Here is a 25,646-nt window from a genome sequence, read left to right as displayed (position 1 = left end):
CCCGCGCACGCTGTCAGCCGCGAGCGCTAGCGTCTTACGAGTGCCCGCACCACTCACCGACCCCGCACACCTCGCCGAGCTGCTGGGGATCCCGTTCACCCCGGAGCAGACGGCCTGCATCACCGCGCCGCCCGCTCCGCAGGTGATCGTGGCCGGAGCGGGCTCGGGAAAGACCACCGTCATGGCGGCCCGCGTCGTCTGGCTGGTGGGCACCGGGCAGGTGGCACCCGACCGTGTGCTGGGACTGACGTTCACCAACAAGGCGGCCGGAGAGCTGTCCGAACGGGTACGCAGAGCACTGCTGCGCGCCGGGGTGACCGACCCCGACCCGGCGGCTCCCGACGACGCGGAACCGGGAGAGCCGCAGATCTCCACCTACCATGCCTTCGCCGGACGGCTGCTGACCGAGCACGGACTGCGCCTCGGGCTGGAGCCGACCGTACGGCTGCTGGCGGACGCCACCCGCTTCCAGCTCGCCGCCGCGGTGCTGCGCACGGCGCAGGGCCCCTTCGCGGCGCTCACCAAGTCCGTACCGGCGCTCGTGGAGGACCTGCTGGCGCTGGACGCCGAACTGTCCGAACACCTCGTCGCGCCCGAGGACCTCCGCGCGTACGACGCCGAGCTCCTCGCGGGCCTGGAAGACGCCCGGCTGACCAACGAGAAGCTGCGCAAGGTGCCGCAGGCCGCGCTCGCCCGGCAGGAACTGCTCGGCCTGGTGGCCGAGTACCGGGCCCGCAAGCACGCGCAGGAGCGGATCGACTTCGGCGACCAGATCGCGCTGGCCGCCCGGCTCGCCCGGATGCCGGAGGTGGGCCGCGCCCTGCGGGAACAGTTCTCCGTCGTCCTGCTGGACGAGTACCAGGACACCTCCGTCGCCCAGCGCGTCCTGCTGGCCGGGCTCTTCGGACAGGGCACCGGCCACCCGGTCACCGCCGTCGGGGACCCCTGCCAGGCGATCTACGGCTGGCGCGGCGCCTCCGTCGCCAACCTGGACGACTTCCCCCGCCACTTCCCCCACACCGACGGCACCCCGGCCCGCCGCCAGTCGCTGAGCGAGAACCGGCGCAGCGGCGGCAGACTGCTGCACCTCGCCAACACGATGGCCGCACCGCTGCGCGAGCGCCACGAGGGCGTCGAGGCGCTGCGCCCCGCACCCGGCGCGGAGCGGGAGGGCCGGGTCCGCGCGGCGCTGCTGAGCACACACGCGGAGGAGATCGCCTGGCTGGCCGACTCGCTGGCACACCTGGTGCGCACCGGAACCCCGCCCGGCGAGATCGCCGTACTGTGCCGCAGCGCCGGCGACTTCGCCGAGATCCAGAGCGCACTGGTCGAGCGCGACCTGCCCGTCGAGGTCGTCGGCCTGTCCGGACTGCTGCACCTGCCGGAGATCGCCGACCTGGTCGCCGTCTGCGAAGTACTGCAGGACCCGACCGCGAACGCCGCACTGGTGCGGCTGCTGACCGGACCGCGCTGGCGGATCGGCCCCCGCGACCTGGCGCTGCTGGGACGCCGCGCGGCGCTGCTCGTCGCACACCAGCGCGGACACCCGGACGACGATCCGGATGAGCGGCTGGCAGCGGCTGTCGAGGGCGCGGACCCGGCCGAGCTGCGCTCTCTGGCGGACGCCCTGGACACCTTCCTGGAGTCCGACGGCTACGACGACGACCTGCCGTTCTCCGCCGAGGCGCGGGTGCGCTTCGCACGGCTGGCCGCCGAACTGCGCGACCTGCGCCGCTCGCTGGCCGATCCGCTCATGGACGTACTGCACCGGGTACTGACCGTCACCGGTCTGGAGGTCGAGCTGGCCGCCTCCCCGCACGCGGTGGCGGCGCGGCGGCGCGAGACGCTCGGCAGATTCCTCGACATGGCCGCGGGGTTCGCCTCCCTGGACGGCGAAGCCACCCTGCTGGCCTTCCTGGCGTTCCTGCGGACGGCAGTGCAGTACGAGAAGGGACTGGACAGCTCGCTTCCCGGCGGGGACAACACCGTCAAGGTGCTGACCGCGCACAAGGCCAAGGGGCTGGAGTGGGACGTGGTCGCGGTACCCGGCCTGGTCGCCAAGCAGTTCCCCTCCGAACAGGCCCGCGAGACCTGGCTCACCCAGCCCAAGGTACTGCCGTACGCGCTGCGCGGGGACGCGGAGACCCTCCCGCCCCGGCCCGAATGGACGGCCAAGGGCCTCAAAGCCCACGAGAACGCGCTGCGGGCCCACCAGTCGACGGAGGAGCTGCGGCTCGGCTACGTCACCTTCACCCGCCCGCGCAGCCTGCTGCTGGGCTCCGGACACTGGTGGGGGCACGTGCAGAAGCGCCCGCGCGGTCCCTCCGCCTTCCTGGAGGCCCTGCGCGCCCACTGCGAGGCCGACCCGGCACACGGCGAGGTCGAGCACTGGGCCGAGCCGCCGGAGCAGGACGCGGCCAACCCAGCCCTGGAGGAGCCCGCCGAGGAACGCGCGTGGCCGCTGCCGCTGGACACCGAAGCGCTGGCACTGCGACGCGCGGCGGCGAACCGAGTGCTGGCCCACCTCGATGCCGACGCCGACGCCGACGACGCAGCCGAACCGGACGCGGCCCGCGAGCCCGACGACCTCGACCCCGAAGAGGCCCGGCTGGCCGCGGCCTGGGACCGGGACCTGGAGGCACTCACCGGAGAGCTGCGCCGCTCCCGCGCCGCGGTACGCGACGTCCCGCTGCCGCGCACGCTGAGCGCCTCCCAACTGCTGCGCCTGGCCGCCGACCCCGAGGGCTTCGCGCGGGATCTGGCCCGCCCCATGCCGCGCCCTCCGCAGCGCGCGGCCGCCCGCCGGGGCACCCGCTTCCACGCCTGGGTGGAATCCCGCTTCGAAGAACTCCCGCTGCCGCTGCTCGGCCCCGAAGACCTGCCGGGCGCGGACGGCGAGGGCCGCTACGCGGGCGAGCCCCCGCAGATCACCGACGAGCGGGACCTGGCCGCCCTCAAAGAGGCGTTCGAACGCACCCCCTGGGCACGCCGGACGCCCCACCGTGTCGAGGCACCCTTCCAGCTCGCACTGGCCGGACGGATCGTCCGGGGCCGGATCGACGCCGTCTACCGGAACCGCGCACCGGACGGGAGCGTGACCTTCGACATCATCGACTGGAAGACCGGCCGCGGCCGCGAGGCCGACCCGCTCCAGCTCGCCGTCTACCGCCTCGCCTGGGCCGAGCAGGAGGGTGTACCGCTCTCCTCCGTCGGCGCGGCATTCCTCTACGTGCGCAGCGGCGAACTGGTGCGGCCCGCAGAACTGCCGGACCGGGCCGGACTGGAACGGCTGCTGCTGGACGGCGCCCCCGAGCAGCGCGCGCACGACCCCCGGCAGCCCCCGCGGCACCCCGGGCACGAGCCTCCGGCCGACGGCTGACCACTCCCGGCCCGATAGGCTCGAGGGCATGAGCACCACCCCCGCTCCCCCGGACAGCGCTGTCCGGACCTTCATCCAGGACCAGCGACCCGCCTTCCTCGGCGACCTGCGCGACTGGCTGCGCATCCCGTCCGTCTCCGCCGACCCGGAGCGCGCACCCCAGGTGCGGCGCAGCGCCGACTGGCTCGCCGCGACGCTGCGCGCCACCGGCTTCCCCGTCGCGGAGGTCTGGGAGACCGAGGGCGCGCCCGCCGTCTTCGCCGAGTGGCCCTCCGACGACCCGGCGGCACCCACCGTTCTGGTCTACGGCCACCACGACGTCCAGCCCGCAGCGCGCTCCGACGGCTGGCACAGCGAACCGTTCGAGCCCGAGGAGCGGGACAACAGGCTGTACGCGCGCGGCGCCGCCGACGACAAAGGACAGGTCCTCTTCCATGCGCTGGGCCTGCGCGCGCACCTGGCCGCCACCGGACGGAGCACCCCGGCCGTCGGCGTCAAACTGCTCATCGAGGGCGAGGAGGAGTCCGGCTCCCCGCACTTCCCCGCACTGCTGCGCACGCACGCGGCCCGGCTGGGCTGCGACGCGGTGGTCGTCTCGGACACCGGCATGTGGGACGAGGACACCCCCACCGTCTGCACCGGGATGCGCGGGCTCACCGACTGCCGGATCGAGCTGTACGGACCGGCCCAGGACGTGCACTCCGGCTCCTTCGGCGGAGCCGTACCCAACCCGGCCACCGAGGCCGCCCGGCTCGCCGCAGCCCTGCACGACGAGGACCGCCGGGTCACCCTTCCCGGCTTCTACGACGGAGTGGTGGAGCTGACCGAGGAGGAGCGCACCCTCTTCGCCGAGTTGCCCTTCGACGAGGACGCCTGGCTGCGCACGGCGCACTCCCGCGCCACTCTCGGCGAACGCGGCTACACCACGCTGGAGCGGGTGTGGGCCCGCCCCACAGCCGAGGTGAACGGGATCGGCGGCGGCTACCAGGGCCCCGGCGGCAAGACGATCGTGCCCGCCACGGCCGAGCTGAAGCTGTCCTTCCGCACCGTCGCCGGCCAGGACGAGGAGAAGATCCAGCAGGCACTCCGGGACTGGGTCGCCGACCGGCTGCCCGCCGGGATCCGGCACGAGATCACCTTCTGGGGCGCCACCCGCCCCTGCCTCACCCCCCTCGACCACCCCGCACTCCGCTCCCTCACCCGGGCCATGGGACGCGCCTTCGGCACCCCCGTCCGGTTCACCCGCGAAGGCGGCTCCGGCCCCGCGGCCGACCTGCGGGACGCGCTCGACGTCCCGGTGCTCTTCCTCGGCATCTCGGTCCCCTCGGACGGCTGGCACGCGCCGAACGAGAAGATCGAACTCGATCTGCTGTTCAAGGGCGCGGAGACCGCCGCATACCTCTGGGAGGACCTCGCGGCACACTGGAGCGAGGGCTGACCCGGCCCGGACGACCCGATCCGGGCGCCGCCCGCCGCGCCCCTCCGACCGACTCACGAACGCTCGCCAACCGCCCCCCGACCCGGCTGCCGGGCGGGGAGCCCCGACCCAGGGGGAGTAGGAAGCAGAAGTGACCATCCCGACCTCGACAGACCCCAGCGCCGACCGGACCGCCGGGCCCGGCGGCCCGGCCGCCCGGCCCGGACCCGCCGGCGACCCGACCATCAGCCTCACCAGTACCGGAGGCATCGACCGGGCCTCCCACCACCGGCTGGACGAGGCGTGGCTGGCGGCGGCCTGGAGCCACCCCAGCACCCGGGTCTTCGTGGTCTCCGGCGGACAGGCCCTGATCGAGGACCAGGAGGACGGCACGACGAAACTCGTCACGATGCCGTCCTTCGACGCGCCCTTCACCGAGGCCCACCGCTACTTCCTGGGCACCGACGAGGACGGAGTGCGGTACTTCGCGCTCCAGAAGGACTCGCTCCCGGGCCGGATGGACGACATCGCCCGCCCGGCCGGACTGCGCGAGGCGGGCGTGCTGCTCTCGGACCGCGACAGCGAACTGCTGGTGCACGCCGTCGGGCTGGAGAACTGGCAGCGCACGCACCGCTTCTGCTCCCGCTGCGGCGAGCGCACCGTCATCGCGGCAGCAGGGCACATCCGCCGCTGCCCGGCCTGCGGGGCCGAACACTATCCGCGCACCGACCCCGCGGTGATCATGCTGGTCACCGACGACCAGGACCGCGCCCTCCTCGGCCGCCAGGTGCACTGGCCGGAAGGCAGGTTCTCGACGCTGGCGGGCTTCGTGGAGCCGGGCGAGTCCCTGGAAGCCGCGGTGCGCCGCGAGGTCGCCGAGGAAGCCGGGGTGGCCGTCGGGACCGTCAGCTATGTGGCGAGCCAGCCCTGGCCGTTCCCCTCCAGCCTGATGCTGGGCTTCATGGCGCGCGCCACCTCGTCCCGGATCCAGGTGGACGAGGACGAGATCGAGGAGGCCCGCTGGTTCTCCCGCGAGGACCTGCGGGCGGCCATCGACTCCGGCGAGGTGCTCACCCCCTCGGGCATCTCGATCGCGGCCCGCCTGGTCGAGCTCTGGTACGGGCAGCCGCTGCCGCAGCCCCGGCACCACGACTGAGGCGGCGGCGGGCGGCCCGGTAGGCCGAACCGGCCCCGCCGCCCGCCCCGGTCAGTCGCCGACCCGCTCCTTGACCTGGGCCGGCGAGGGATTGGTCGGCGTCGAACCGTCGGGGAACAGCACTGTGGACGGTCTTGAGACTTCCCTCCTGGCCCCGTCACCTCGATGGTGCGCGAGTCTCGCAGGCTGACCCCAGGAATCGCTTCGAAGTCCCCCGGCTCCACCAGGTCCCCCGGCTCCACCAGCTCTTCGGTGTCTTCATGCGAGTAGCGGCGTCACTGACCGACCAGCAGCCGTATTGCTGAGCAGCCGTACGACGACGAGACCCCCGCCCGTGATCCTCGGGCGGGGTCTCTTATGCCTACTCCCTGGTCAGACGCCGAGCGCCTGCTTCACCTGGGCGAGGCTCGGGTTCGTCATGACGACCTCAGCACCACCGGTGGAGGGAAGTACCTGAACCGTCGGTACCGTCTGGTTGCCGCCGTTCGCCTTCTCGACGAAGGTCGCCGACTCGGGGTCCTGCTCGATGTTGATCTCCGTGTACGCGATGCCCGCGCGTTCCATCTGGCCCTTCAGCCGACGGCAGTAGCCGCACCAGGTGGTGCTGTACATCGTCACAGTGCCCGTCATCTTCTCCAGTGCTCCTTCGTCTCGTCCGGGTGCGATATCTGAACGCGCGACGCCCCGGGGACATTCCCCCGGGCCATCCTCCCAGGGCCCCGCGCCGGAGGGCGGCGATTCGTAGGACCGCAGGGGCACGGCTGTGGACAGCCGTGCCACCCCTCCCGGCCGGGCTGGCAGCATGGCGGGGTGACAGCAGCAACGGACTCCACTCTCTTCCCCCGGGTTCCCGACTCTCCCGACGCGGTGCTCGAGGGGCTCGACCCGGAGCAGCGTGCGGTGGCGACGGCGCTGCACGGGCCGGTGTGCGTACTTGCCGGTGCGGGCACCGGCAAGACGAGAGCGATCACCCACCGCATCGCCTACGGCGTCCGCGCCGGCATCCTGACTCCGGGCGAGGTGCTCGCCGTCACCTTCACTCAGCGAGCCGCCGGGGAGATGCGCGGCAGGCTGCGCGAGCTCGGCGTCCAGGGCGTCCAGGCGCGCACGTTCCACTCGGCCGCGCTGCGCCAGCTCCAGTACTTCTGGCCGCGCGCCGTCGGCGGCGAGCTGCCGCAGCTGGTCGAGCGCAAGGCGCAGCTCGTCGGGGAGGCCGCGGCCCGGTGCCGGATCCGGCTCGACTGTACCGAGCTGCGGGACGTCACCGGCGAGATCGAGTGGGCCAAGGTGACCCGGACGGTGCCCGAGGACTATCCGGCCGCCGCCGCGGCAGCGGGCCGCGCGGCCCCCCGCGACAGTGCCGAGACCGGCCAGGTCTATGCCCTCTACGAACAGCTCAAGCGCGAGCGGTCGCTGATCGACTTCGAGGATGTGCTGCTGCTCACCGTCGGCATCCTGCAGGACCGTCCGGACATCGCCGAGACGGTCCGCGGTCAGTACCAGCACTTCACGGTGGACGAGTACCAGGATGTGAGCCCGCTGCAGCAGCGGCTGCTGGAGCTGTGGGTGGGGGAGCGGGGTGGTCTGTGCGTGGTCGGCGACGCCAGCCAGACGATCTACTCCTTCACCGGCGCCACCCCCGATCACCTCCTCGACTTCCGCTCCCGTCATCCCGAGGCGACGGTCGTCAAGCTGGTCCGTGACTACCGCTCGACCCCGCAGGTGGTGCACTTCGCCAACGGGCTGCTCGCGCAGGCCCGGGGCCGGGCCGCCGAACACCGGCTGGAGCTGGTCTCCCAGCGCGAACCGGGCCCCGAGCCGGTCTGTGCCGAGTACGCCGACGAACCCGGCGAGGCCGAGGGGGTGGCCCGGCGGGTCCGGGATCTCATCGGCTCGGGAGTCCCCGCCAGTCAGATCGCCGTGCTCTACCGGATCAACGCCCAGTCCGCGGTCTATGAGCAGGCGCTGGCGGATCTCGGGGTCCCCTGCCGGCTGCGGGGTGCCGAGCGGTTCTTCGAACGCCCCGAGGTGCGGGAGGCGTTCGTGGCGTTGCGGGGGGCGGCCCGGGCCGGCGGCAACGACGCGCTGCTGGACGAGGCGGTCGATCTGCCCTCGCAGGTGCGTGCCGTGCTCGGCACCAAGGGCTGGAGCCCGCACGCGCCGTCCGGTTCGGGAGCGGTCCGGGACCGGTGGGAGTCGCTGGCGGCTCTGGTGCGGCTGGCCGAGGATTTCGCCGGGGCCCGGCCCGGTGCCGAGCTCGGCGATCTGGTCGCGGAGCTGGACGAGCGGGCCCGGGTCCAGCACGCGCCCACCGTCGAGGGCGTCACGCTGGCCTCGCTGCACGCGGCCAAGGGGCTGGAGTGGGATGCCGTCTTCGTGGTGGGCCTCACCGACGGGATGTTGCCGATCACCCACGCCAGGACCGAGGAGCAGACGGAGGAGGAGCGCAGACTGCTCTATGTCGGGATCACCCGCGCCCGCCGGTTCCTGACCCTCTCCTGGGCGCTCGCCCGCTCACCGGGAGGCCGGGCCGGCAGGCAGCCCAGTCGGTTCCTCGCGGGGCTGCGTGCCGGCTCCGGGGCGAGCGCTGCCCGGACCGGTGCGGGGGCGGGCGGCAGCGTCACCGGCGGTGGGCGCGTTCCCGCTCCGTCCGGGGGCCGGGGGCGGGTGCGTCGTGCGCCGGCCCGGTGCCGGGTGTGCGGCCGGTCGCTTACCCAGCCCGGTGAGGTGAAGCTGATGCGTTGCGAGGACTGCCCCTCGCAGCTGGACGAGGTGCTGCACGAGCGGCTGCACCGGTGGCGGGCCCGGCAGGCAGCGCTGCTGCGGCAGCCGGACTACTGCGTCTTCACCGACAAGACGCTCCTCGCCATCGCCGAGGCCGTTCCCGGCGATGCGGCGGAGCTCTCCCGTATCTCCGGGGTCCGGCATCGTAAGCTCCAGCAGTTCGGTGCCGACGTGCTCGCGCTGTGCGCGGGGGAGGAGTTGCCCGCGGGCGCTGACACGGGCGCTGACACGGACACGGACGAGGAGCCTCGGCAGGGGTGATGACCGGCGGCGAGGCGGTGCGGGGCCCATGTCACAGAAGCTGTGACAGAAAGCCGTGAAAAATAGTTTGCGCGGGCCGTACGGAGCCTCATAGCCTTCCGGGCATGGAGAGGGCGGGCCTTTTCGCTCTTCCTCTTCCATGCTGTACTACGTCCTGAACATCCACGGACCAGCCCCACGGGCGGGTCCTCCGAGGCGCCGAGAGGAGGCGAGACCAGTGGCCACGATCATTTCGGAGATCAAAATGACCGATCACTCGGTCATTCGCACCTGCCTGCTCGGCTCCAACCTCCACGGCACCGGTCTGTCCGGTGTCAACCCTGGCGGCAACGAGCGACCGAGCAAGGCACTCGAGGTAGCAGCACAGGCACAGGCAGCCGCCTTTGCCGGTGGCTCCGCGGCCGACGGTGCCGGCGAAGGACGCCAGAAGACGCAGCGCTACACCATGTGGGCCTTCCGTGGCCTCCGACCCTGGAGAGATCCAGCCTGATCGGCGAGATCAGGTCGGCACCTTCCAGGGCCGCGGAACCCACACCGGGATCCGCGGCCCTTCTGTTTGCCCCGACCGGCCACCAGCCGGCCCGACACGACAACAGACATCCGACAGACAGGAAGAACCGCAGTGCACACCGAGACGCACCCCGACATGTTGCGCCCCGCGCCTTCTCTGCCGCCTGATCTCACCACGGAGGACTCCTTGACCGCCCCGCAGATCACCCTCACCGAGCTCGACGACGCCATCGAGCGGCTCGGCGTCGATGTTCCCTGCCGCTCCTACGACCCCGAGGTCTTCTTCGCCGAGTCCCCCGCGGACGTCGAGTACGCGAAGTCCCTCTGCCAGACCTGCCCGCTGCGCGAGGCATGCCTCGCCGGTGCCAAGGACCGCCGCGAGCCCTGGGGCGTCTGGGGCGGCGAGCTGTTCGTACAGGGCGTCGTGGTGCCGCGGAAGCGCCCGCGGGGCCGTCCCCGCAAGAACCCGGTGACGGCATGAACCCCCGTCGCCCCCATGGATCGCCCGCCCGCCGCAAGGCGGTTGCCGGAACGATCGACAGCCCGTCGGCGCGGGATCCCCGTACGCGCCACCTCACGAAGCAGGACCCGACGATGACACCCGTCCACGAGACCACCGCACGTACCCGCTCCGACGCGACAGTCGTCCGCCAGAACAGGACCCGAGACATGCAACTCATGCCAGAAAGCCTGGCCAGAGCACAGATACAGCAACGAATGCACGAGGCCGAATCGGAACGCAGGGCGCTGCGGCTGAGGACCGCGCAGCGCCTTCAGCGGCGCGCGGAGCGTGCGACGCTCCGCGCGCGGCGTGCCCTCGCCATGGCCGTGATGCAGTGATGCAGTGATGCGGTCTGTGAACATCCGGCCCGTGTGACCTGAACACCGGAGAGCCGGGGCCCGTCGGCCCCGGCTCTCCGGTGTTCACCGCTGCTGCCGGACCGGGTGCCGTTCTGCGGCCGGGGTGCGGACCCTGTTCACAGGGCGATCTCCGGCTCCTCTCCGGCCGCTGCCGTCTCCTCGCCCGGCGGCCCCTCGGACCGCCCGGGCTCCGGGGCCTCCGCGGCGGCGAACCCCGGCACCCAGGTCTCCATGTCGTGCCGCATCGGCACCGTCGCGCCGAGCTGGCACAGGACGCCGATGGTGCTGAGCGTCACCCGGTGGATCAGCAGATAGGACGGCGGCAGGTTGAGCTGCCGCCCCAGCTGGTGCGCCGCGGAGCGGGGGTCGGCGATCCGGGCTGCCTGTGTGCGCATCCAGTCTCTGCTGAAGGCGAACTCCTCCACGCAGGCGGGCTCGACGATCGGCAGCAGGTACTCCCGTACCGCTTCCGGTTCCAGCTCTATCTCCCGCTTGACGAACCCTTCTTCGCGGAGCAGGGCGTAGGCCGTCTCCGCGTCGCCGTCGAGCATCATCCGCAGCACCTCGCCGATCGTGGGAGGCAGTCCTTCCGGCAGTCGGTCGACGGTGCCGAAGTCCAGCACTCCCAGGCGCCAGTCCGCGGAGGTTCCGGTGCCGCCGGGGACCAGCCGGAAGTTTCCCGGATGCGGGTCCGCGTGCAGCAGTCCGGTGCGTACGGGGCCGGAGAAGAGGAACCGGCTCAGCAGCCGCCCGGCGCGGTCCCGTTCTTCCTGGCTGCCGTCGGCGATCACCTGCGAGAGCGGTACGCCCTCCAGCCACTGGGACACCAGGACCCGGTCGGCCTGGTGGATCACGTGCGGGACGACGACGTCCTCGTCCGCCTCGTACTCCTCCGCGTAGCTGCGCTGGGCCTCCGCCTCCAGGCTGTAATCGAGCTCCTCGGCGATCCGCTCGTGCAGCTCCGCGATGAGCGGTTTGATGTCCATGCCCGGTATCAGCGGGCCCAGCAGCCGGGCGAACCGGCTCAGTTGGGTGAGGTCGGAGACGAGGGCTTCGCCGGCGCCCGGGTACTGCACCTTGACCGCGACTTCCCGCCCGTCGTGCCAGACGGCGCGGTGTACCTGGCCTATGGAGGCCGCCGCGGCGGGCTTGTCGTCGAACTCGGCGAAGTACTCGCGCCACTCCTGGCCCAGCTCCTCCTCCAGCACTTTGTGCACGGTGCCGGCGGGCATCGGCGGAGCGGCTTCCTGGAGTCGGGTCAGGGTGGCGCGGTAGGGGCCCGCCAGCTCGTCGGGGAGAGCGGACTCGAAGACCGAGAGGGCCTGCCCGAACTTCATGGCACCCCCCTTCAGCTCGCCGAGCACCTTGAAGAGCTGCTCGGCCGTCCGCTGCTGCAGCTCCTGGCCGACGAGATCGGCGGAGAGGCCCCCGAGGCGCTTGCCGAGCCCCCATGCGGAGCGGCCCGCGAAGCCCAGCGGCAGGGCGGCCAGTTTGGCCGTCCGCGTCACCGCCTTGCGCGGAAGATCAGACATGCGTCCCTCCAACTCCCTGACAGCTCACCCGAGACAGCACCGAGGACGTCGGCCACCCGGTCATTGTCGCCTGCCTTCGTCTGTTCGCGGCTGTGCGGGGGGTGCGGTCACCGAAGCGGCACCGCACGGACACTCCGGATGCGCCGCGAACTGCTCGGTGTCCGGCAGCAGGTGGGGCAGCGCGAACCGCAACCGGTAACCCACCGCGCAGGCTCCGTCCCCGTCCAGATAGCTCAGCGCGTAGGAGGCGATCGCGCCCGCCACCATGGTGGCCAGTGCCGTGTCGCAGGCGGGCACCCCCGTACGCCGTCTGCTCGCCGTCCGCCACTGGCCCACCAGCATCGGCCAGCTGGGCTCCCGTTCCGCCCGGGTGCGTGCCAGGCACTCCGCGCACGGCGCGGATCCGGGCAGCACCAGAGGGCCCACCACCCCGGTGGCCTCGACCACGCCGCCGAACAAATGGGGTGTTCCCGCTTCCATGAAGCGCTCGGTGGCTTCCGGGTCGGGGGCGTAGGCGTCCAGGCCGTCCCGCGGTGTCACCACGACCAGGCCGACCTCGGAGCGGGCGCCGCTCCGCCAGGAGCGGGAGCGGCGGACCACGCCGCGTGCCGCCACGTCGCGGCGCGTGCCCACCTGCTCCGGAGGCACCCCGCACGGTCCGGTGTCCCACTCCTCCACCACGCCCCCGTCCGCCACATCCACCTGGCCCACCCCCGCGGCCGACAGGGCCGCGGCCACCGCGGCGCCCACCCGGCCCAGCCCTCGTACCTGGACGCGCGCGGCCCGCCGGGCGGCGAGTCTGCGCACCCCGCCGCCCGGTTCGCGATGCACCACGGACAGTGACGCCAGATCCGGCCGCAACCGGTCGGTGACGTGTGCCGCGGCTTCGCGGTCGGCCGTCGCATCGTCCAAGACCCCGGCGGCGCTGAGCCGCTCGGTGATTTTCGCCGGGGTCCGGGGCGCCAGCCCGAGCCGGTCCGCTTCCTGCTGGAGCCGCTCCATGCTGCGGGTTCCGTCCATCATCTCGATGAAGGCCGCCGCCGCGTCGCTCAACGGTCCCAGCAGCACCGCGTGCGCGGGTGCCACACCGCACTGCACGGTCTGCCTGTCTCGCCAGCCCCGCCGTAGCGCGGGCTTGATCATCGGGTGCACGTTCCCCCCTGACGTGCCGGGACTCGACCCGGCTCGGCTGTCGATCACTGGGGACAGCATGCCGTCGCCGGCGGATTTCGCGGAGCGCGTTGTCCACAGGCGAGGGCATCAGTCATACGAGCGTGAGCCGTTCATCTACACCGTGCCCCGTCTCTTGTCGCCTTTCCTCCTCGAACAAGCCTGGAGGCGGGACTTCCGCCGACCGCAGCGGGTAACGTCGGGGCGTGCCCGCCGACCCGCTGAACAGCACCAGCCGACGCGCGGTCGAGGTGCGCCGCAGCACCCGCCGACGCCGCACCGTCTCCGCCTACCGCGAAGGCGACCGCACCGTCGTGCTGCTGCCGGCCCGCATGACGGCGGACGAGGAGGCGCGCTGGGTCGGCGTGATGCTCGACAAGCTCGCCGCCCAGGAGAGCAGGCGCATGCTCGACGACAGCGACCTCGCCCGGCGCGCGGCGACCCTCTCCGAGCAGTATCTCGGCGGGCATGCCCGGCCCGCCTCGGTGCGCTGGGTGACCAACCAGAACACCCGCTGGGGCTCCTGCACACCGGCGGAGGGCAGTATCCGCCTCTCCCACCGGCTGCAGGGCATGCCCGAGTACGTCATCGACTACGTGCTGCTGCACGAGTTGGCGCATCTGCTCGTGCCCGGCCACGGTCCGCGGTTCTGGCGACTGCTGGAGGCGTATCCGCGCACCGAGCGGGCGCGCGGCTACCTGGAGGGGGTGGCGGCAGCCGAGCGGCTGCCGCACCAGCCCGTAGCGGGAGAAGGCCCCGGCCCCGTCCCGGAGGAGGGTTCCGGCTCCGTCATGGGAGAGGGGTCCGGCCGGGGCTGACCGCGACCGCCGCGGCCGAGAGCCGGGCGAGCCGCACCACGGACGCATCCTCGACCCCGGCCACCTCCTCGAAGCCGAACCAGCGCAGATCCAGGGACTCCTCGCTGATCGCCGCGACGGCGCCCTCGGGGGCGAGAGCCGCGTACTGCACATCCAGATGCCAGGCGCAGGGCGTGCGGTGCTTGTCGAGCCTGAGCGGGCCGCCGGGCAGCAGGGAGAGCCCCGGGATGCCCGACTCCTCCGTGGCCTCCCGCAGCGCCGCTCCTGCCAGGGTGGTGTCCTCCGGCTCGCAGTGGCCCCCCATCTGCAACCATCTGCCCAGCTTGCGGTGGAGCGTCAGCAGCACCCGGTCATTCCGCGGGTCGACGACCATCGCGCTGGCGGTGATGTGCCCCGCGGAGCATGCCTTCCACATGCCGTCCGGCCGGTCGGCGAGGTGGCGCAGGTACTCCTGGCGCAGCTCCTCCTGGGCGAGGTCGCCGTCCTGGCCGCGCCACCGGGTGAGGACACGCTCGGCATCCGCGTGGAGGCCGTTCGGTGACGCGCTCACCGCGTGCCTTCGCCCTCGCCGCCGTCGGTGCCGTCCGTGTCGCCGGGCTGCTCCCCGGAGCGCTTCTCCTGCGATCGGTCGCGGCCGGAGGTCTCGTTCCCGGTTTCGTCCCGAGGGGTGCTGCCGGTGCCGCTGTCCGCTGCGGCCGCGTCGCCCAGCATCTTGTCCAGCTCGGAGAAGTCCGGCTGCTCGTGGTGGACGAAGGCGTCCGGGTCGTCCAGGTCAGCGGCCGTCGGCAGCATGTCCGGGTGCTCCCACACGGCGTCCCGGCCCTCGGCGCCCCGTGCGTCGGCCAGCGAGGCCCACAGCCGGGACGCGTCGCGCAGCCGACGGGGGCGCAGCTCCAGGCCGATCAGCGTGGAGAAGGTCTGCTCCGCCGGGCCGCCGGAGGCGCGCCGCCTGCGCAGCGTCTCGCGCAGCGCGGAGGCGGACGGCAGGTGCGGTTCGGCCGCGGCGTGCACCACCGCGTCCACCCAGCCCTCGACCAGCGCCAGCGCCGTCTCCAGCCGGGCGAGCGCCGCCTTCTGCTGCGGGGAGTCCTCCGGCTGGAACATGCCCTGCTGGAGCGCTTCCTGCAGTTCCTCGGGGCGCTGCGGGTCGATCTGCCCGACCACGTCCTCCAGCTTGGCGGTGTCCACCTTGATGCCCCGGGCGTAGCCCTCGACGGCGCCGAAGAGGTGCGAGCGCAGCCAGGGGACGTGCGCGAACAGCCGCTGGTGCGCGGCCTCCCGGAGGGCCAGGTAGAGGCGGACCTCCTCCAGCGGGATGCCCAGCCCGCCCCCGAGCGCCTCGATGTTGACCGGCAGCAGTGCCGCCTTGTTGGCCGGCCCGAGCGGAAGTCCGATGTCCGTGGAGCCGACGACCTCGCCCGCCAGCACGCCGAGCGCCTGCCCGATCTGGGTGCCGAACATGGCGCCCCCCATGGAGCGCATCATGCCGAGCAGCGGGCCGGCCATCGCCTGCATCTCCTCGGGCAGCACGTCGCCCATGGCGGAACCGACGCGCTCGGCGACCGGGTCGACCAGGTCCTTCCAGACCGGCAGCGTGGCCTCGACCCACTCCGCGCGGCTCCAGGCCACCGCGGCGCCGGAGCCGGAGGGCAGGGAGGTCACCCCGTCCAGCCACAGGTCGGCCAGCCGTACGGCCTCCTCGACGGCCGCGCGGTCGTGCGGGCTGACGGAGGCGTCCTTGGAGCCGTCCTGGGCCCCCGACGCGACCGTCTGCCGCGCGATGTCCTTGGCCATGTCCCAGTTCACCGGGCCGCCCTCGTAGGAGAGCATCTGGCCGAGCTTCTGGAAGGCGGCACCCAGGTCGCTCGGGTCGAGCTGGCCCTGCCCGCCGCCCAGCGAGCCGAACATCGCCGCCAGGGGGTTGTCGGCACCGCCGGAGCCCGTGGCGCCGCCGAAACCGAACGGGTTCGGCTGGTCGCCGCCCGGCTTCTTCTTCTCGCCGTCGTTCCCGTCCTCGGGCTCCTCAGGAGGTACGCCGAATCCGAATGGGGTGTCACTCACGGGTTTCCTCGGCTCTGTCTCGTAGGACGGTCTGGTGGTTCGTGGACGGTCTGCATGTCCTCGGTGCGGTCGGGTCTGCGCCGTTATGTCCTGGTGCGATGTGCGGGCTCTGCCTCCAGCCTAGACACGAGTCAGGCAGGATGGGGCCTGCGCACCCCGTACCAGAAACAACCACTGGAGACGCCCGGTGAGTTCCTCCGAGTCCCACGTTCGCGCAGCGCGAACCCCGACCGTCGCCGTCACCGGCGCAGCCGCGGGGGTCGGCGCGCTGCTCACCGAGCGGCTGGCGGCGTCCGAGGAGATCAAGCAGGTCATCGCACTGGACGAGCGCAGAGGCGAGGTGACCGAGGCCCAGTGGCACACCCTGGACGTGCGGGACCCGGCCATCGCCGACCGGCTGCGCGGCGACGGCGACCCGGTGGACGTGGTCGTCCACCTGGCGCTCGACCTGGATCTGGAGACCGACCCGGTGGCCCGCACCGCCTACAACGTGCGCGGCACCCAGACCGTGCTGACCGCCGCGGCGGCCGCGGGCGTCCGCCGGGTGGTGCTGTGCACCTCGGCGATGGTCTACGGAGCGCTCCAGGACAACGACGTGCCGCTCTCGGAGGACGCCGAGCTGCGGGCCACCGCGGACGCCACGGGAGTGGGCGACCTGCTGGAGCTCGAACGCCTGGCCCAGCGCGCCCCGCGGGCCCACCCGGGCCTCGACGTGACCGTTCTGCGCCCCACCGTGCTGGTCGGCGCCGGAACGGACACCACGCTCACCCGCCACTTCGAGTCGCCGCGGCTCCTGGTGGTCGCCGGATCACGCCCCTGCTGGCAGTTCTGCCACGTGGAGGACCTGGTCGGCGCGCTCGAGTACGCCGCTCTGGAGAAGGTCGAGGGCGAGATGGTGGTGGGCTGCGACGGCTGGCTGGAGCAGGAGGAGGTCGAGCAGCTCACCGGGATGCGTCGGATGGAGCTGCCCTCCAGCGTCGCGCTGGGCGCCGCCTCCCGGCTGCACCGGCTCGGACTGACCCCCTCGCCCGCCGCCGACCTCGCCTACACCATGCATCCCTGGGTGGTCAGCGGCAGCCGGCTGCACGACGCGGGCTGGCGTCCGGCCTGGACGAACGAGGAGGTGCTCGAGGCTTTGCTGGAGGACGTCTCGGGCAGGCACACCGTCGCGGGGCGGCGACTGGGCCGTACGGAGGCGGCCACCGCGGCCGGCGCCGCGGGTGCGACCGTCGCGCTGCTGGGGACCGCCGCACTGGTGCGCAGGGCGCGCAAGCGGCGCGGGCTGTAGCGGCACCCGTGGGCTGTGAGCGGTCCCCGCGGGCCCAGCTCGGTCGCGCGGGTACGACACGACGGGTGCGACAGGCGGGGTGTTCCGGATCCGGGGCAGGTAGGGCAGCATGACCGGCATGGCACAGACGTACGACGGCGAGCACGGGTCCGGGGACCGGCGCGTGAACTCCGACCACCCCGGTGAACTGGGGGCCGCGGACCCGATCCGGCTGCTGGAGATCCGCGAGGCCCCGCTGTCCGTGGACGAGGTCTTCGCCGCGGTCGGCGACGACGCCGCGGGCGGCACGGCGCTCTTCGTCGGTACCGTCCGCGATCATGACGGCGGCGCCGACGTCGCCCGTCTGGGCTACTCCTCGCACCCCACGGCCGAGGCCGAGCTGCGCCGGGTCGCCGGGAAGGTCGTCGCCGACCACCCGGTGCGCGCCCTCGCCGCGGTGCACCGTGTCGGGGAGCTGGCGGTGGGGGACCTGGCCGTGGTCGTGGCCGTCTCCTGTCCGCACCGTGCGGAGGCGTTCGACGCCTGCCGCAAGCTCATCGACGACCTCAAGCACGAGGTCCCGATCTGGAAGCACCAGACGTTCGCCGACGGAGCCGAGGAATGGGTGGGCGTCTAGGCAGCCGTTCCCGGCCCGGGAATCACCCCGGAATCCCGGGGGCTCGGCACAGTCCGCCGCGCACGCGGGTGCAGCTCGTTCCGGTTGCGTAACCGGCCCCTCGCCCTGACCGTTGAGACACCGACGGTTAATCTGCTCATCGGCCGGTCTGCCGGTCGCCGGGCCGTGTGCCCGGGAGGCACCTACGAGGGTCGGGAGGTTCCGGATGGCTGCTCTCGCCTGGTTGCTGATCCCGTTGGTCGCCGCTGTCGCCACGAGCATGTGGGGAAGCTGGGTCGGGCGGCGCCGGGTCAAGACGCCCGACGCCGCAGGGGTGGCCGGCTACGAGCGCTTCCGGGTCGCCATGGAGCGGTCCCGCGCCGACGACGCCCCCGACGCCTCTGCGGTGGCCGACGAGCCCGAGGCCCGCCGCGACCCCCGGTGGTGGCGGCGCAAGGCGGATCACGAACTCGCCTCCGCCGGCGCGGCGGCCCGCACGACCCCGGACGGACCGGCCCGGGAAGCAGGTTGACAGGCCCTTCCCGTACTGTCGTGCCATGCCTCGCCGCACCGCGACCCTGCTGACCTCTGCGCTGCTGCTCATAACGATGTTCTGCGCCGGAGCGCTCCTGAACGTGCCCTATGCCGAGATGTCACCGGGCCCGACGGTGAACACCCTCGGTTCGCACGACGGGGATCCGGTGCTCAACGTCAAGGACGAGCCGGGCCGCAAAGGGCGTCCCGAGGTGTACGACACCTCGGGCAACCTCAATATGACGACCGTCCGCGTCACCAGCTCCGAGTACAAGATGACCCTCTTCGGGGCACTGTCCGGCTGGCTGCGCCATGACAGCCTGGTCGTCCCGCACCACACGCTCTACCCGGACGACAAATCGGCCCAGGAGGTCGACGAGGAGAACGCCGAGGAATTCACCGCCTCCCAGGAGAGCGCCAAGGCCGCAGCCCTGAAGGAGCTGGATCTCCCGGTCAGCACCCACATCCTGGTCGGCTCCGTGGAGAAGGGCGCCCCCGCGCACAAGCGGCTGCACGCGGGAGACGTCATCACGGCGGTGGACGGCACACCGGTCGGAGGGGCGCAGAGCGTGGGCAAGCTGGTCACCCGGCACAAGCCCGGCGAGAAGGTCACCTTCACCGTGATCCCGGCGGCCCGGGTGAAGGCCGCCCAGAAGCGGGGCGAGAAGCCCCCGGCCGAGGACGCCGAGAAGGTCACCGTCGGCACCCGGAAGGCCGCGGACGACGGCCGTGCGGTCGTGGGCATCCAGCCCGCGGTGGGGCACACCTTCCCGTTCGAGATCGACATCAAGCTCGCCGACATCGGCGGCCCCAGCGCCGGACTGATGTTCGCGCTCGGCATCGTCGACAAGCTCACCCCCGCCGACCTGACCGGCGGGAAGTTCGTCGCCGGGACGGGCACCATCGACGACGACGGCAAGGTGGGCGAGATCGGCGGCATCCAGATGAAGACCGTGGGCGCCCGCAAGAAGGGCGCCGAGTACTTCCTCACCCCCGCGGGCAACTGCGCCTCCGCCGCCAAGGACAAGCCCGAGGGCCTCACCCTGGTGAAGACCGCCACCATCGACGACGCGCTCAGCGCGCTGAAGAAGATCCGCAGCGGCAGGACCGACGAGCTCACCCGGTGCAAGGCGCCCTGAGCGGCGCACCGGGCGCGAAGGCGCCCCCGGGACGTCGCCGCCCCCTCAGCCTCCGCCGCGCGGCCCCTGTGGCCGCCCCGCAGGGCCGGGCGGCGGCGCGGTGCGGCGCCGCCCTCCGGCCCCGGCTACTCCGCGAAGGTCGCGGCCAGCGCCTCCGCGAGACCGGGCACCAGGTCGCCACCGGTGAGCACCTCCGTGGCGGAGTCCTTCTCCCGCAGCCGTAGCGCCGACTCGCGCTCCCCGTCCCGCAGGACCGCCACCGTCATCCGCACCTCGCTGCGCTCGGGATGCTCGGCGACCCAGTGGGCCAGCTCCTCCTCGCCGAGGTCCTGCGGCACCGTCGCCTCCGCCGACGGCGGCAGCATCAGCCGCTCCACGGTGACGGCGCAGCCGTCGACCGACGGGGGCCAGGCGATCGTCCCCAGGAACTCGTCCAGCGGCACCTCCGCGGAGATCTCGTCCTGCTCGACCGGCGTGAAGGAGGTCCCCCGGGTGCTGTCCGGCTGCTGGTCCAGCCCCAGCTGCCCGGCCAGGCCGGGCTCCTCGGCCCGCAGCCGCTCGGTGTTCACCAGCGCGAAGAGCCGTGCGGGCTGGTCCCAGCCCAGGCCGGAGGCGTATTCGTCGATCTCCAGGACCGCGCGGGTCAGAGGTCCGGAGGCGAGGGGCGTGCCCTCGGGAGAGAGATTGTCCATCCCCATATCGTGCCGTCCCGGTGCCGGAAAACGTGACTCGGACCCCGGAACCGGGAACTGGGTAAAGCTTCGTTAAGTTGCCTAGGTGGGCCTACGATGCGGGCCCAGCATCATCGCTTCATCAACTGCGAATCTTTGAGGTGCGCACCTTGGCTTTCCAGATGCCGGACCGGGGCTCAGGGGGCCCCTCCGGGCCACGGATCAGAGTGGGCCGGCCTTCCCGGCGCGCCCGTACGCTGTTGATGACAGCGGGCGTGCTGGTGGTCCTGGCGATGCTCTTCGTCATGTTCTCCGGGTTCTGGACGGACTGGCTGTGGTATCGCTCGGTCGACTACAGCTCGGTCTTCACCAAGACTCTGTGGACCAAGATCGGCCTGTTCGCGGTCTTCGGACTGCTGATGGCCGTGGCTGTCGGGTTCAACATCTGGCTGGCCCACCGGCTGCGCCCGCCGCTGAGCGCGATGTCGATGGAGCAGCAGAGCCTCGACCGCTACCGCATGGCGCTGGCGCCCTACAAGAAGTGGGTGCTGCTGGGGGCCACGGCCCTGATCGGGCTGATCTCCGGTGCCTCCGCGGCAGGCCAGTGGCGCACCTGGCTGATGTGGGTGAACGGCGTCCCGTTCGGTTCGAAGGACCCGCAGTTCCACAAGGACATCTCGTTCTTCGCGTTCGACCTGCCCTTCTACCGGTTCCTGCTGGGCTTCGGCTTCGCTGCCGCGATCCTCTCGCTGCTGGCCGCCGCCCTGGTGCACTACCTCTACGGCGGGCTGCGGGTGACGACCCCGGGCGCGCGGGCGACGGCGCAGGCGACCGGCCACCTCTCGGTGCTGCTGGGCGTCTTCGTCGCGCTGAAGGCGGTGGCCTACTGGCTGGACAGGTACGGCCTGGCGGTCAAGTCGGGCGACTTCAAGGCGACCGACAACTGGACGGGCCTCAAGTACGTCGACGCCAACGCCTACCTGCCGGCGAAGACGATCCTGTTCATCATCGCCATCATCTGCGCTCTGCTCTTCTTCGCCACGATCTGGCGCCGCACCTGGCAGCTGCCGGTGATCGGCTTCGGGCTGATGGTGCTCTCGGCCATCCTGATCGGCGGGCTCTACCCGGCGCTGGTGCAGAAGTTCCAGGTCTCGCCGAACGAGCAGGCCAAGGAGACGCCGTACATCAAGAAGAACATCGAGGCGACGCGCAAGGCGTACGACATCGACGACGCCGAGGAGCAGGACTACCGGGGCACCAGCAAGGCGAGCAACGAGAAGCTGCGGAACGCGGCCGACACCACCGCGAGCCTGCGGCTGCTCGACCCGAACGTCGTCTCGCCGACCTTCCAGCAGAAGCAGCAGGTCCGCGGGTACTACCAGTTCCCGGCGACCCTGGATGTGGACCGCTACACGAAGGACGGCAAGGAGCAGGACACCGTCGTCGGCCTCCGGGAGATCAACACCAACGGCATCCCGGAGAAGAACTGGATCAACGAGCACTTCAAGTACACCCACGGCTTCGGCATGGTCGCGGCCAAGGGCACCTCGGTGGACAAGGACGGTGCTCCCGACTTCACCGAGAAGGACCTGCCGCCGGAGGGCGACCTGGGCAAGTACCAGGGCCGGGTCTACTACGGGGAGAAGACGACGCAGTACTCCATCGTCGGCGGTCCGCAGAAGGAACTGGACTACGCGGACGACAACGGGGAGAAGACCTACACCTACAAGGCGAACAGCGGCGTCAACCTCTCCAACCCGCTCAACCGCGCGGCCTACGCGGTCAACTTCAACGAGCCGCAGATCCTCTACTCGGGGGCGATCGGCGAGGGCTCGCGGGTCCTGTACAAGCGCACCCCCAAGGAGCGCGTGGAGGCCGTCGCCCCGTGGCTGACCATCGACGGCGACCCCTATCCCGCGGTGGTCGACGGGCGCATCAAGTGGATCGTCGACGCCTACACCACCTCCAACGGCTATCCCTACTCGTCGCGGACGACCCTGGGGGACACCACGGAGGACTCGCTGACCGACGGACAGCGCGCGGTGGTCGCCCAGCAGAACCGCGTCAACTACATCCGCAACTCGGTCAAGGCGACGGTGGACGCCTACACGGGCAAGGTCGAGATGTACCAGTGGGACAAGAAGGACCCGGTACTGAAGACCTGGATGAAGGCGTTCCCCGACACGGTGAAGCCCAAGAGCGCCATCAGCGATGACCTGATGGACCACCTGCGCTACCCGCAGGACCTCTTCAAGGTGCAGCGCGACCTGCTGCAGACCTACCACGTGACCTCGCCGTCGCAGTTCTACAGCGGCAGTGAGCGCTGGCAGGTCCCGGACGACCCCACGCACAAGGGCAACGCCGTCCCGCCGTACTACCTGAGCATGAAGATGCCGGGTCAGAAGGAACAGCAGTTCCAGCTCACGACGACGTTCAACCCGAACAAGCGCGAGACGCTGGGCGCGTTCATGGCCGTCGACGCGGATGCGAAGAGCGGCGACTACGGCAAGCTCAGGCTGCTGAGACTGCCGCCGAACACCACGGTCGCCGGCCCCTCACAGGTGCAGAGCAAGTTCAACTCCGATCCGGTGATCGCGGACAAGATCAACATCCTGAAGAAGGGTGACTCCGAGGTCGAGTACGGCAATCTGCTGACCGTGCCCGTGGAGGGCGGTCTGCTCTACGTGGAGCCGGTCTACGTCCGCGGTGCCGGTACCAACTATCCGCGGATGCGCAAGGTCCTCGTCGCCTACAACGAGCGCATCGCCTTCGAGGACAGCCTCGAACAGGCGCTGAACAAGGTCTTCGACACCGAGGGCCGGCAGCAGGACGGAGAACGGACCGGCCCCGGCGACCAGGAGAAGGACAAGGGCAAGGACAAGGAGAAGAATCCGCCCAACGCCTCGGTCGCCGAAGCGCTCAAGGACGCCCAGACCGCGTGGGACAAGAGCGAGGAGGCGCGCAAGAAGGGCGACTGGGAGGAGTACGGCAAGCAGCAGGAGGCGCTGGAGGACGCGTTGGACGAGGCGGCCGAGGCCGAGCAGAAGGGCAGTGGCGAGAGCTCATCCGGCAGCGGCGGGTAGCGCGGGTGAGACCACCCTGCCGAGTGGTGTAGAGTTGTACTCACAACGGCGCGGGGTGGAGCAGCTCGGTAGCTCGCTGGGCTCATAACCCAGAGGTCGCAGGTTCAAATCCTGTCCCCGCTACCACTCGGGAGAGGCCCGGAGTCAACAGACTCCGGGCCTCTTTCGCTTGTGCGGGGGACAGTTGGACCAGGGGGTTTGGGGAATCTCTTCGTCGGGAAGTCGACAAACCTCTGAAGTGACCTCGTCGGCTGCGGTATACGAGGTGTACGCGGGTTGCGGGTGGTGCGACGATGGAGCTTATGGGGGAGAAGGCAAGGCTGACGGGCCCGGTGCGTCCCGGTCCGGGCCTGAGCGTGGAGGAGTACACCGAGCAGACCACAGCAGCCGTGCGGATCGCAGCAGTCGAGGAGACGACGGCAGTCGGGAGGACGACAGCGGAAGAGAGCGCAGGGGCGCCGGCCGAGACGACCGCGGCCGACAGTGTGCTGGGCGCCCAACTGTTGCGCCGGGGGGACCTGAACGGCGCCGAACCGCATCTGCGCGCGGCCACCGCCGCGGGCGACCGCGCCGCCGCCAACAACCTGGGGGTGCTGCTGCACCAGCGGGGATATCCGGAAGAAGCCGCCGAGTGGTGGCGTACCGCGGCCGTCGCCGGCTCCGCGGCCGCCGCGCACGCGCTCGGCCGCCACCACCGGGAACGCGGGGACGAGCCCGCGGCCTTCTACTGGCTGCGGCAGTCCGCCGAGTCCGGTCACGCGCTGGGCGCCTACGCGCTGGCGGACCTGCTGGAGCACCACGGGGAGGACGGCGCCGAGGAGTGGTTCCGGGCCGCCGCCGAGCACGGGCACCGAGAGGCGGCCTACCGCGTCGCCCGGGCGGTGCACGCGCGGGCCGAGGAACTGGCCGCCCGGAGCGGACCCACGGCCGCCGCGGTGCGGGAGACCGCCGAGGAGGCCGAGCGCTGGTTCCGGCAGGCGGCCGCCCGCGGTCACCGCGGAGCGGCGCTCCGCCTCGGCGCGCTGCTGGAGCGCCGAGGCGAGCTGAAGGAGGCCGGCCGGTGGTACCTCACCTCCGCCAAGGACGGTGAGGCGCGGGCCGCCTGCGCACTCGGGTTCCTGCTGCGGGACGCGGGCGACGAGGAGAGTGCCGCCGTGTGGTGGCGCCGGGCGGCTGAGGACGGCGACGGCAGCGCGGCCAACGCGCTGGGCGCGCTGCACGCCGATCGGGGCGAGCGGCAGGCCGCCGAGCGCTGGTACCGCGTCGCGCTCGACGCCGGTTCCGACAACGGCGCCTTCAACCTCGGGCTGCTCTCCGCTGCCCAGGGCCGCACCGCGCAGGCCGAACAGTGGTACCGCCGAGCCGCCTACGCGGGGCACCGGGAGGCCGCCAACGCGCTCGCCGTGCTGCTGCTCCAGCGCGGGGACGCCGAAGGCGCCGAGCCGTGGTTCTCCAAGGCCGCCGAGTCCGGCAGCGTGGACGCGGCCTTCAACCTCGGCATCCTGTACGCCGGACGGGGCGACGAGCCCACCGCCCGCCAGTGGTACGAGCGGGCTGCCGCTTCCGGTCACGCGGAGGCCGCCCTCCAGGTCGGCATCGCGCTGCTGCGCGAGGGCGAACTGCACACCGCTGAGCGGCATCTGCGCTGCGCCGCGGGCGGCGGCAGTGTCGAGGGCGCCTTCCGGCTCGGCGCGCTGCTGGAACGGGTCACCCGGCACGGCGCGGGGGAGCTGGGTTCGGAACACGAACTCGGCCGTGCGGACGGCGCCAGACCCGAATACGAGGAGTGGTACGAACGTGCCGCGGAACACGGCCACCGCCGGGCCCAGGTGCGGCTGGGCATGTGCGCCGCCGCGCGCGGCGAGGTCGTGGACGCGGCCCGCTGGTACCGTGCCGCGGCCGAGTCGGGCAGCCCGAACGGGGCTTTCAACCTGGGTCTGCTGCTGGCCCGTGAGGGCAGCGAGCCGGAGGCGGCCGTGTGGTGGGCCCGTGCCGCCGAGGCCGGACATGGCAGGGCCGCACTGCGGCTGGCGCTGATCAGCGCCCGCGGCGGCGAACTGGACGAGGGGCAGTTCTGGTGCGCCCGCGCCATGGAGCTCGGCCCGGCCGAGGTGGCCGAACGGGCCGCGAAACTCCGTGAGGCCCTCCGCTCGGAGCTGACGGCCTGACGGGGCCTTTCCGTCCTTGCTCGCGGGTCCGTCCCCGTCCCCGGCAGGGGTGGGGACGGGGTGTTCTCCCGCGGCTCGGGAGGGCAGCCCATTCGGCCGCTGCCGTGACGTCGGAAGTGTCGGCGGCGGCCCGGGGCGGCTGGCGGCGGCCGGGATAGCGCCGGCACACGGGCCACAGCCGCCCCCGGGATCTCGATTTGCGCTGGTCGTCGAGCCGGG

The 25,646-nt window shown here is 72.1% G+C and carries 20 protein-coding genes and 1 tRNA gene; 15 read left to right on the top strand and 6 right to left on the bottom strand.

Going from position 1 to position 25,646, the window contains the following annotated elements; genetic code table 11:
* Positions 1-40: 40 nt before the first annotated feature.
* The 3 genes from P2424_RS24860 (at position 41) to nudC (ending at position 5,952) form a co-directional block, all read left to right on the top strand.
* Positions 41-3,379, top strand: a complete 3,339-nt coding sequence (locus P2424_RS24860; RefSeq protein ID WP_276477935.1) for an ATP-dependent DNA helicase — start codon at positions 41-43, stop codon at positions 3,377-3,379.
* Positions 3,380-3,407: 28 nt separating this feature from the next.
* Entirely contained in the window at positions 3,408-4,817 is a 1,410-nt protein-coding gene (locus P2424_RS24855) for a M20/M25/M40 family metallo-hydrolase (protein ID WP_276477934.1), read from the top strand.
* A 223-nt stretch (positions 4,818-5,040) separates the two neighbouring features.
* Positions 5,041-5,952 carry an NAD(+) diphosphatase gene (nudC, locus tag P2424_RS24850; protein ID WP_276479118.1) on the top strand — a complete coding sequence of 304 codons (912 nt, stop codon included), beginning with the start codon at positions 5,041-5,043 and terminating at the stop codon, positions 5,950-5,952.
* Between the two features lie 372 nt (positions 5,953-6,324).
* Here nudC and P2424_RS24845 read toward each other — a convergent pair whose 3' ends face one another.
* Positions 6,325-6,582 (bottom strand): glutaredoxin domain-containing protein, encoded by a 258-nt coding sequence (locus tag P2424_RS24845; RefSeq protein WP_276477933.1) that lies wholly within the window; start codon positions 6,580-6,582, stop codon positions 6,325-6,327.
* A gap of 180 nt (positions 6,583-6,762) precedes the next feature.
* Here P2424_RS24845 and P2424_RS24840 point away from each other — a divergent pair, with 180 nt between their 5' ends.
* The 4 genes from P2424_RS24840 (at position 6,763) to P2424_RS24825 (ending at position 10,347) form a co-directional block, all read left to right on the top strand.
* The gene (locus P2424_RS24840; RefSeq protein WP_276477932.1) at positions 6,763-8,997 is read left to right on the top strand and encodes an ATP-dependent DNA helicase UvrD2; all 2,235 of its coding nucleotides are present in this window, start codon (positions 6,763-6,765) and stop codon (positions 8,995-8,997) included.
* Positions 8,998-9,214: 217 nt separating this feature from the next.
* Positions 9,215-9,487, top strand: coding sequence for a hypothetical protein (locus P2424_RS24835; RefSeq protein ID WP_276477931.1), 273 nt, complete (start codon positions 9,215-9,217; stop codon positions 9,485-9,487).
* A gap of 156 nt (positions 9,488-9,643) precedes the next feature.
* Positions 9,644-9,988 (top strand): WhiB family transcriptional regulator, encoded by a 345-nt coding sequence (locus P2424_RS24830; protein ID WP_276479117.1) that lies wholly within the window; start codon positions 9,644-9,646, stop codon positions 9,986-9,988.
* Positions 9,985-10,347: a hypothetical protein gene (locus tag P2424_RS24825; protein WP_276477930.1), complete on the top strand. Its 363-nt coding sequence runs from the start codon at positions 9,985-9,987 to the stop codon at positions 10,345-10,347. Before P2424_RS24830 ends, P2424_RS24825 begins: the two co-directional genes overlap by 4 nt.
* 137 nt (positions 10,348-10,484) lie before the next feature.
* Here P2424_RS24825 and P2424_RS24820 read toward each other — a convergent pair whose 3' ends face one another.
* Positions 10,485-11,900 carry an AarF/ABC1/UbiB kinase family protein gene (locus P2424_RS24820; RefSeq protein ID WP_276477929.1) on the bottom strand — a complete coding sequence of 472 codons (1,416 nt, stop codon included), beginning with the start codon at positions 11,898-11,900 and terminating at the stop codon, positions 10,485-10,487.
* 60 nt (positions 11,901-11,960) lie between these two features.
* Entirely contained in the window at positions 11,961-13,043 is a 1,083-nt protein-coding gene (locus tag P2424_RS24815; protein WP_276477928.1) for a ThiF family adenylyltransferase, read from the bottom strand.
* 233 nt (positions 13,044-13,276) lie between these two features.
* On the opposite strand from P2424_RS24815, the gene P2424_RS24810 reads away from it, so the two are divergent.
* Complete coding sequence (locus P2424_RS24810; protein WP_276477927.1) at positions 13,277-13,888, top strand: M48 family metallopeptidase; 612 nt, start codon at positions 13,277-13,279, stop codon at positions 13,886-13,888.
* On the opposite strand, the gene P2424_RS24805 is transcribed toward P2424_RS24810, so the two are convergent.
* Together P2424_RS24805 and P2424_RS24800 are read right to left on the bottom strand one after the other, a co-directional pair.
* Positions 13,860-14,438 (bottom strand): NUDIX hydrolase, encoded by a 579-nt coding sequence (locus tag P2424_RS24805; protein WP_276477926.1) that lies wholly within the window; start codon positions 14,436-14,438, stop codon positions 13,860-13,862. The genes P2424_RS24810 and P2424_RS24805 overlap by 29 nt on opposite strands.
* Positions 14,435-15,949 (bottom strand): zinc-dependent metalloprotease, encoded by a 1,515-nt coding sequence (locus P2424_RS24800; protein WP_276477925.1) that lies wholly within the window; start codon positions 15,947-15,949, stop codon positions 14,435-14,437. The genes P2424_RS24805 and P2424_RS24800 overlap by 4 nt, the downstream gene beginning before the upstream one ends.
* A 187-nt stretch (positions 15,950-16,136) precedes the next feature.
* On the opposite strand from P2424_RS24800, the gene P2424_RS24795 reads away from it, so the two are divergent.
* The 4 genes from P2424_RS24795 (at position 16,137) to P2424_RS24780 (ending at position 19,505) form a co-directional block, all read left to right on the top strand.
* Complete coding sequence (locus P2424_RS24795; protein WP_276477924.1) at positions 16,137-17,237, top strand: SDR family oxidoreductase; 1,101 nt, start codon at positions 16,137-16,139, stop codon at positions 17,235-17,237.
* A 118-nt stretch (positions 17,238-17,355) separates the two neighbouring features.
* Positions 17,356-17,853: a molybdenum cofactor biosynthesis protein MoaE gene (locus tag P2424_RS24790; RefSeq protein ID WP_276477923.1), complete on the top strand. Its 498-nt coding sequence runs from the start codon at positions 17,356-17,358 to the stop codon at positions 17,851-17,853.
* A 205-nt stretch (positions 17,854-18,058) separates the two neighbouring features.
* Positions 18,059-18,364, top strand: coding sequence for a hypothetical protein (locus P2424_RS24785; RefSeq protein ID WP_276477922.1), 306 nt, complete (start codon positions 18,059-18,061; stop codon positions 18,362-18,364).
* A 25-nt stretch (positions 18,365-18,389) separates the two neighbouring features.
* Positions 18,390-19,505, top strand: coding sequence for a PDZ domain-containing protein (locus P2424_RS24780; RefSeq protein WP_276477921.1), 1,116 nt, complete (start codon positions 18,390-18,392; stop codon positions 19,503-19,505).
* A gap of 125 nt (positions 19,506-19,630) precedes the next feature.
* Here the strand turns inward: P2424_RS24780 and P2424_RS24775 are convergent, their stop codons facing one another.
* Entirely contained in the window at positions 19,631-20,197 is a 567-nt protein-coding gene (locus P2424_RS24775) for a PPA1309 family protein (RefSeq protein WP_276477920.1), read from the bottom strand.
* Between the two features lie 140 nt (positions 20,198-20,337).
* On the opposite strand from P2424_RS24775, the gene P2424_RS24770 reads away from it, so the two are divergent.
* The 3 genes from P2424_RS24770 to P2424_RS24760 all read left to right on the top strand — a co-directional run bounded on the left by P2424_RS24770 (position 20,338) and on the right by P2424_RS24760 (position 25,427).
* Positions 20,338-23,259 carry a UPF0182 family protein gene (locus tag P2424_RS24770; RefSeq protein WP_276477919.1) on the top strand — a complete coding sequence of 974 codons (2,922 nt, stop codon included), beginning with the start codon at positions 20,338-20,340 and terminating at the stop codon, positions 23,257-23,259.
* A gap of 49 nt (positions 23,260-23,308) precedes the next feature.
* Positions 23,309-23,385: transfer RNA gene (locus tag P2424_RS24765), tRNA-Met, on the top strand.
* A gap of 176 nt (positions 23,386-23,561) precedes the next feature.
* Complete coding sequence (locus tag P2424_RS24760) at positions 23,562-25,427, top strand: tetratricopeptide repeat protein (RefSeq protein ID WP_276477918.1); 1,866 nt, start codon at positions 23,562-23,564, stop codon at positions 25,425-25,427.
* The last annotated feature ends 219 nt before the right edge of the window (positions 25,428-25,646 follow it).

It is taken from the genome of Streptomyces sp. WMMB303, from assembly GCF_029351045.1.
GTDB lineage: Bacteria > Actinomycetota > Actinomycetes > Streptomycetales > Streptomycetaceae > Streptomyces.
This window is presented reverse-complemented; position numbering and strand designations above follow the sequence as displayed.

What these genes read in the sequence shown, in the direction of transcription:
- P2424_RS24845 (WP_276477933.1), bottom strand. Translation starts at nt 6,582, where the DNA reads ATGACGGGCACTGTGACGATGTACAGCACCACCTGGTGCGGCTACTGC.
- P2424_RS24780 (WP_276477921.1), top strand. Translation starts at nt 18,390, where the DNA reads ATGCCTCGCCGCACCGCGACCCTGCTGACCTCTGCGCTGCTGCTCATA.
- P2424_RS24815 (WP_276477928.1), bottom strand. Translation starts at nt 13,043, where the DNA reads ATGATCAAGCCCGCGCTACGGCGGGGCTGGCGAGACAGGCAGACCGTG.
- P2424_RS24830 (WP_276479117.1), top strand. Translation starts at nt 9,644, where the DNA reads ATGTTGCGCCCCGCGCCTTCTCTGCCGCCTGATCTCACCACGGAGGAC.
- P2424_RS24820 (WP_276477929.1), bottom strand. Translation starts at nt 11,900, where the DNA reads ATGTCTGATCTTCCGCGCAAGGCGGTGACGCGGACGGCCAAACTGGCC.
- P2424_RS24775 (WP_276477920.1), bottom strand. Translation starts at nt 20,197, where the DNA reads ATGGACAATCTCTCTCCCGAGGGCACGCCCCTCGCCTCCGGACCTCTG.
- P2424_RS24855 (WP_276477934.1), top strand. Translation starts at nt 3,408, where the DNA reads ATGAGCACCACCCCCGCTCCCCCGGACAGCGCTGTCCGGACCTTCATC.
- P2424_RS24785 (WP_276477922.1), top strand. Translation starts at nt 18,059, where the DNA reads ATGGCTGCTCTCGCCTGGTTGCTGATCCCGTTGGTCGCCGCTGTCGCC.
- P2424_RS24825 (WP_276477930.1), top strand. Translation starts at nt 9,985, where the DNA reads ATGAACCCCCGTCGCCCCCATGGATCGCCCGCCCGCCGCAAGGCGGTT.
- P2424_RS24760 (WP_276477918.1), top strand. Translation starts at nt 23,562, where the DNA reads ATGGGGGAGAAGGCAAGGCTGACGGGCCCGGTGCGTCCCGGTCCGGGC.
- P2424_RS24790 (WP_276477923.1), top strand. Translation starts at nt 17,356, where the DNA reads ATGGCACAGACGTACGACGGCGAGCACGGGTCCGGGGACCGGCGCGTG.